Source organism: Pseudomonas sp., from assembly GCF_049590575.1.
In the GTDB taxonomy this organism is placed as follows: domain Bacteria; phylum Pseudomonadota; class Gammaproteobacteria; order Pseudomonadales; family Pseudomonadaceae; genus Aquipseudomonas.
The window spans coordinates 1-6,687 of sequence record NZ_JBAWDE010000178.1 but is presented as its reverse complement, the minus strand read 5'-3'; the positions used below and the strand labels follow the sequence as shown (position 1 = coordinate 6,687).

The 6,687-nt window shown below is 62.8% G+C and carries 5 protein-coding genes; 1 reads left to right on the top strand and 4 read right to left on the bottom strand.

Translation table 11 applies throughout. The features are described 5' to 3' along the window. Positions 1–2: 2 nt before the first annotated feature. Genes WBR57_RS12445 through WBR57_RS12430 form a run of 4 tightly spaced genes read right to left on the bottom strand, consistent with a single transcriptional unit; the run spans position 3 to position 4,763 of the window. A complete protein-coding gene (locus tag WBR57_RS12445; protein WP_424084084.1) occupies positions 3–863 on the bottom strand; it encodes an efflux RND transporter periplasmic adaptor subunit in 861 nt (286 codons plus the stop codon). 10 nt (positions 864–873) lie between these two features. Next, on the bottom strand, positions 874–1,074 hold the full coding sequence (locus tag WBR57_RS12440) for a DUF1656 domain-containing protein (RefSeq protein ID WP_010565658.1): 201 nt from the start codon (positions 1,072–1,074) through the stop codon (positions 874–876). Next, on the bottom strand, positions 1,064–3,241 hold the full coding sequence (locus WBR57_RS12435; protein ID WP_424084083.1) for an FUSC family protein: 2,178 nt from the start codon (positions 3,239–3,241) through the stop codon (positions 1,064–1,066). The genes WBR57_RS12440 and WBR57_RS12435 overlap by 11 nt, the downstream gene beginning before the upstream one ends. A 10-nt stretch (positions 3,242–3,251) precedes the next feature. Then, positions 3,252–4,763 carry an efflux transporter outer membrane subunit gene (locus tag WBR57_RS12430; RefSeq protein WP_424084082.1) on the bottom strand — a complete coding sequence of 504 codons (1,512 nt, stop codon included), beginning with the start codon at positions 4,761–4,763 and terminating at the stop codon, positions 3,252–3,254. A 181-nt stretch (positions 4,764–4,944) separates the two neighbouring features. Here WBR57_RS12430 and WBR57_RS12425 point away from each other — a divergent pair, with 181 nt between their 5' ends. Further along, the gene (locus tag WBR57_RS12425; protein WP_424084081.1) at positions 4,945–5,913 is read left to right on the top strand and encodes a LysR family transcriptional regulator; all 969 of its coding nucleotides are present in this window, start codon (positions 4,945–4,947) and stop codon (positions 5,911–5,913) included. The last annotated feature ends 774 nt before the right edge of the window (positions 5,914–6,687 follow it).

Here is a 6,687-nt window from a genome sequence, read left to right as displayed (position 1 = left end):
AGTCAGTTATGTGTTGGGTTTACGATCACCGTGCAGGTGATGCCTGCGGCCAACAGCACGCCTTCCGGCACTTCATCAATGTGAATCCGCACCGGCACGCGCTGGGCCAGGCGCACCCAGTTGAAAGTCGGATTCACATCGGCGATCAGTTCGCGGCTCTCGGGGTTGTCGCGGTCGTAGATGCCACGCGAGATGCTTTCCACATGGCCCTTGAGGGTCTCGCCGCTCATCAACTGCATATCGGCTGTGTCACCGACGTTGACGTGGGGCAACTTGGTTTCTTCGAAGAAGCCATAGACCCAGAATGAATTCATGTCGACCACGGCCATCTTCGCCTCGCCGATGCGCGCATAGTCGCCACGGTGCACATTGAGGTTGGTGACGTAGCCGTCCACCGCCGCCACCACGTGAGTGCGTTTCAAATTCAGCTCAGCCGCTTCCAGTTGCGCCAGCGCGTGCTGGTAATCGGCCAGGGCCGAGTCGGCAATGTTGCTGGCGTCGTCGCGGTTTTCCCTGGAAATCACCAGGGCGTCGAGGTCGGCGCGGCGGTGGGCGTTGACCTTGCGCATCTCCCACGTGGCTTTGCGCGACGCCACCAGCGACTGCGCCTGCTTGACCGCGATGCGGTAGTGCTCGGGGTCGATCTGCATCAGCAGGTCGCCCTTTTTCACCAACTGGTTGTCATGCACCGGTACGTCGACCACTTCGCCGGTGACGTCGGCCGCCACGTTGATGATGTCGGCACGCACACGGCCGTCGCGAGTCCACGGCGTTTGCATGTAATGCACCCACAACGTGCGGCCAATCCAGATCGCCAAAGCCAGTACCAGCAAGGTCGCGAGCAGGCTGAAAAACTTTTTCATCGGGGCATTCTCAACGGTAGACGGTCAGCGCCAGGGCGCCGAACAAGCAAACGAACAGGCTCAGGCGCAGCAACGCCGGGTGCCAGAAAAACCGGTACAGGTCGAACCCGGCCAGGAAGCGGTCCAGCGCCCAGGCCAGCCCTGCCGCGATCAGGAACATCAGGGTCATGGTCGGCATGTAGACGCCGTGGAAGGCGATTTCACGGGGCATGCGGGGCTCCTTTCAGGGCCGCGAGGGGCGATTGCGGGTCGAGCAGCGAGGTACGGATGAAGTGCAGGTAGCTCTTCACTCGGCGCAAGGCCGAGGTGTCGAAGTGCGGGGCGAAGGGTTCGTCGGTGGCCTGCACGCGGCTGATCGCATGGTCGACGGCGATCAGGCCGCGCTCCAGGTTGCTCGCACTCGGCTGCAGGAACAGCCGCACCAGCGAGCGGCCCATCACGCGGATCGCCTGGCGCCATGGCTGCGACTCGGCATACGCCGGGTGCACCGGCAAGATCGCCTGCTCTTTGCGCAGCTCGATGATCGCGTGGCCGACTTCCAGCACCACGAACATCCAGCGCAGCAAGTCGCGTTGCACCTGCGGCTGGCCGACCGCAAGGCCGTAGGCCTGGTGCAGCAGGTCGCGGGTGCGGCTTTCAAAACTCGAGGCCAGGCCTTTGAGCTTACCGCTGATCGCGTACACCACTTGCTCGCGCAGGTCCTGTTCCAGGCGGCGCCATAGCCAGCGGCTGTTGGGCGGCAGGATGATCGCCCCCGCCGCCGCGCACACCAGCATGCCGATGACCATGGCGATGTAGTCATTGATGAAGGTGTAGGGGTTGTAGACCGTGAGGTTGTCCGGCACCGAGCCGGTGCTGAAGAAAATCAGCAGGCCCACGCCAACCCCCGCGTATTGCGGGCGGGAAGCGAGGAAAGATCCGAAGATAATCACCGGGGCGAGCATCACGCACAGCAGCGGGAAGCCGTCGATCCACGGGAACACGAAGAACATTTCAACAAACCCCACCAATGCGCCGATCAAGGTGCCGCAGGCCATCTGGAACGCCATGCGTTTCGGGTTGGGCGTGGCGGCAGACAAGCCGACGGTGGCCGCCGCAATCAGGGTCATGGTCGCGCCGCTCGGCCACGCGGTGGCCACCCAATAGCTGCTGAGCACGATCAGGATGAACGACGCGCGAATCCCCGACGCGGCGCAGGCCAGCCAGTTGGTTTTGGGGATAAAGGTTTCGTCCCACTGCTCGCGCGCATGGCTGTGATCGGCCAGGGAGGCGTGGGTCTGCGCGTAGTTGTGCAGGTCGTCGACGAAGCGGTAGAGCAGCTCGTAGGCGGTATGAAAATCCAGCTGCTCGGCTTCGCTCGGGTCGCCCTGCTGAAAGCCCGCGCGCAGGCTGCGCACCTTGGCGGGCAGGCCGTCCTTGTAGGCGCTCAGTTGGTTGACCAGGCGCGCGGCGTCGGGGCTGGTGAGGGCGCGGCCGGAGAAACCGTCGAGAAGCTCAGCCAGGTCCTGCAAACCCGGTTTGATCGCCGCGACCACGTGATCCGCCGCATCGGTGCGCAGGCGTTCGAGCAACTGGTGCAAGGCGTTGAAGCGCGTGGTGATGCTCATGAATTCGCTGTTGAGGCGACTCAGCCGGCCATTGCGCCGACGCATGTGCGGGTCTTCAAACACAGTGATGCTGCGCAGCCCTTCCAGGCCTACGGCTTCGGCGATAAAACGCACATTGCTGGCCTCGAAACCCTCGCGTTGGCTGCGCCCGCGCAGGCCGTCGGTAACGAACAATGCGAACACGCCAAAGCGCTGGTACAGGGCGTTGCGCATCGCGGCGCTGCTGGTCTGCGGCAGGATCGCGGCGCTGACCAAGGTGGAACACAGAATCCCCAGGGAAATTTCCAGCACGCGCCACACCGCCGCCATAAACGCGCCATCCGGATGCGCCAGGGCGGGCAGGCCGACCATCGCCGCCGTATAACCCGCCAGCACAAACCCATAGGCGCGAAAGTTGCGGTTGCGCGTGGCGCCAGCCGTGCAGATACCCACCCAGATCGCCAGCGCGCCGAGGAACAGCTCGGTGTTCTGCGCAAACAAGGCGATCAAAAAAACCATCACCGCCGAGCCGGCCAGGGTGCCGAGGAAACGGTAAAAACTCTTGGCGAACACCTGGCCGCTCTGCGGTTGCATCACGATAAACACGGTGATCATCGCGGTGCGCGGTTGCGGCAATTCCAGGCGCATCGCCAGCCATAGCGTGAGGAACGCGGCGATCAGCACTTTGAAGATGTAGACCCAGGTCACGCCATCACTGCGCGCCCAGTCGAAAAAGCCACGGCGCCACTCAAGGGAATGCAGCCAGCGCAGCGGTGCAGGCAAGGGAGTCATTGCAATCCACTCAGTGATCAAACACGGCGAGCGCCGCGGGGGTCTTGCTCGGGAGGGTCTTGGCAGGCTGGGGCACGTCGTTGCCGGCACCGAGGCCGCCGCCCAGGGCTGTCACCAGTTCGGCGTGGGCACTCAGGCGCGCGGCCTGCACCTGTTGCTCGACCTGCTGCTGGCGGAACAGCAGGGTCTGGGCGTTCAGCACGTTCAGGTAATCGGTGAGGCCGCGCTGGTAGGCGATCATTGCGATGTCATAGGTTTTTTGCGCCGAGGCCACCGACTGCGCGGCGAAGCCCGCTTGCTTGTCCATGGACTCGCGGCGGATCAACTGGTCGCTGATGCCCTTGAGCGCATTCACCAGGGTCTGGTTGTACTTGGCCACGGCGATGTCATAGCCGGCGCTGGCTTCGCCCAACTCGGAACGCAAGCGGCCGCCGTCGAAGATCGGCAAGGTGATCGCCGGGCCAACGGTGTAGTTGAATTTCTTGCCGGCCAGAAACTCCAGCATGCCGCCACCGGTGGCCATATAGCCGAGGCTGCCGACCAGGTCGACGTTGGGGTAGAAGCCCGCATGCGCCAAGTCGATGCCCCGCGCCTGGGCCGCGACTTGCCAGCGGCTGGCGACCACGTCAGGGCGTTGGCCGAGCAATTGCGCAGGCAGGCGGGAGGGCAATTTCAAGGGGGCGGCGAGGGTCAGCGTGGGCCGTTGCAGTTGCGCGCCCTCCCCCGGTCCCTTGCCGGCCAACGCCGCCAATTGGTTACGGCTCAGGGCGATTTCTTCGTCCAGCGCGTCCAACTGACGGTGGGTTTCCGGCAGCGGGGTTTGGGCCTGGCTTACGTCGAAGTGCGTGCCGATCCCGGCGTCCAGGCGCTTATTGGCCAGGTCGAGGATCTGCTGTTGCTGGGCCAGGGTCGCGGCGACGATATCGCGGTTGGCGTAATGCAACGACAACTGGATATAGGCGCGCACCACGTTGTTCTGCAATTCGAGCTGCGCCTGGCGCGCTTCGGCGGCGCTCATGTGCGCCAGGTCGACGGCCCGTTCGCTGGCGTTGCTTTCGCGGCCCCACAGGTCGAGGGCGTAGCTCAGGCCCAGGGACGAATTGTTGTCCCAGGTGGTGGAACCGCTCAACTCGCCCGGGCCATAGAACTGATCCTTCGGCCAGTTGTGGCGCTTGAGCGTGGTGTCACTGTTGATCTGCAGCGACTCGGCCGACTCGGTTATGCCGGCCATGGCCCGCGCCTCACGCACTCGCGCGGCGGCCATGGCCAGGCTCGGGCTGTTTTGCGTGGCGAGGTCGACCCAGTGGTTGAGCTGCGGGTCGCCGTAGGCCTGCCACCATTGCGCGGTGGGCCAATGGGCGTCCTCGGTGGCGCTCTGGATTGCCTGGTCGGTGGCCAGGTGATTGGCGTTGAGGGCCTGGCCTTGGGGGGCGATTCCTCCGGTTCCGATGCAGCCGCTGATTGCTAACGATAAGGCCAAAACACTGAGAGTCTTAAGCTCTCTGCTGATGCGACGCGGCACTGCTGCGAATTCCTGAGGTGGTGATGCACGGTAGGTGGCGCAATTCTAGGGGGCGGCATGGAGGACGATAAGCTGGCATTCCTGTGAATCTTTGTTACCGTTCAAGCGATAATCCGTTGGTAGGGATCACTGGACGGCGTAACTTTCTGTCACAATTTGTTATCTCCCCTGAGAACATTCCATGGACACTTTGCAAAACATGCGCGCCTTCAGTTGCGTGGCCGAAGCCGGCAGCTTCACCGCCGCCGCCGTGCAACTGGACACCACCACTGCCAACGTCTCGCGCGCGGTCTCCAACCTGGAGGCCCATCTGCAAACCCGCTTGCTCAACCGCACCACCCGCCGCATCGCGCTGACCGAAGCCGGCAAGCGCTACTTGCTGCGCTGCGAACAGATCCTCGCCTATGTCGAGGAAGCCGAGGCCGAAGCCAGCGACGCCCACGCGCGCCCGGCGGGGCAGTTGAAAGTGCACACCATGACCGGTATCGGCCAGCATTTCGTCATCGACGCGATTGCCCGCTACCGCCGCACCCACCCCGACGTGACCTTCGACCTGACCCTGGCCAACCGCGTGCCGGACCTGCTGGATGAGGGTTACGACGTGTCGATCGTGCTGGCCAGCGAGCTGCCGGATTCGGGGTTTGTCTCGCAGCGGCTGGGGATTACCTACAGCATTGCGTGTGCCTCGCCGGATTACGTCAAGGCCAAGGGGTGTGCGCAGCGTCCTCAGGATTTGCTTAACCATGCGTGTTTGCGGCTGGTGAGTCCGGTGATCCAATTGGACAAATGGACCTTCAATGGGCCTGAAGGCCAGGAAAGTGTGGCGATCAATTCCTCGCCGTTCCTGGTGAATTCGGCGGATGCGATGAAGACTGCGATTACCAGTGGGATGGGGGTCGGGTTGTTGCCGGTGTATGCGGCTATCGAGGGGTTGCGTAATGGGACGTTGGTGCGGGTGATGCCTAACTACCGGTCTCAGGAGCTGAATTTGTATGCTATCTACCCGTCGCGGCAGTATCTGGATGCGAAGATCAAGACGTGGGTGGAGTATTTGCGCGGGTCGTTGCCGGAGATTATGGCGGCGCATCAGGCGGAGTTGGTGGCTTATGAGTTGAGTGGGAGTCTTAGTGGGGCTCGGTTGGCGAACTGAGTTGGTTGGTTGGTTGGTTGAGTACATATCCGTTGCTGCGGTAACGGCTGATATTGGTTCCGCTCTTACAGCGGGTCACTTTTGAAAAGAGCCCAAAAGTAACCAAAAGGCTCTTGCCCCAACACTCGGCACCTCGCCTAGGCTCGGTGTGCCCTCACTCCGGCTTGAATCCGTGGGCCGCCGCCATGGGCCATCCTTGGCCCATCGCGGCTAACCCGGCGTCCTGCCGGGTTACCCACGGATTCAAGCCTGCGTTCGGCCAGCGTGTTTGACGGGGCGCCGAAGATCAAGATCAAAAGCAAGAGCACGGCGGCCTAGTAGCCGACCTGAGTGGTTGAAGCAGATCAAGAGCGCAGAGCGAAAGCAGATCTACAGCACATGCAAAGCTGCTTTTCTGTGGGAGCTGGCTTGCCTGCGAAGGCATCAACTGGTTGCCACTGATAAACGAAGCTGCCCGCATCACCGACACGTAACTGCCTTTGATCCAACCACTCAGGTCGGCTTTCAGGCCGCCGTGCTCTAGATTTTGATCTTGATGTTGATCTTGGGCGCCCCGTTAACCACGCTGGCCGAAAACAGGTAGTACGGAGCGGGTAAACCGGCAGGACGCCGGTTTAGCCGCGACGGGGCAGGGACGGCCCGTCGCGGCGGCCCGCTTCGTGCTGCCTGTTTTCGGGCACACCGAGCGTGAGCGAGGTGCCGAGTGGTGGGGCAAGAGCCTTTTGGTTACTTTTGGGCTCCTTTCAAAAGTGACTCGCCGTAAGGGCGAAACCA

What these genes read in the sequence shown, in the direction of transcription:
- WBR57_RS12435 (WP_424084083.1), bottom strand. Translation starts at nt 3,241, where the DNA reads ATGACTCCCTTGCCTGCACCGCTGCGCTGGCTGCATTCCCTTGAGTGG.
- WBR57_RS12425 (WP_424084081.1), top strand. Translation starts at nt 4,945, where the DNA reads ATGGACACTTTGCAAAACATGCGCGCCTTCAGTTGCGTGGCCGAAGCC.
- WBR57_RS12440 (WP_010565658.1), bottom strand. Translation starts at nt 1,074, where the DNA reads ATGCCCCGTGAAATCGCCTTCCACGGCGTCTACATGCCGACCATGACC.
- WBR57_RS12445 (WP_424084084.1), bottom strand. Translation starts at nt 863, where the DNA reads ATGAAAAAGTTTTTCAGCCTGCTCGCGACCTTGCTGGTACTGGCTTTG.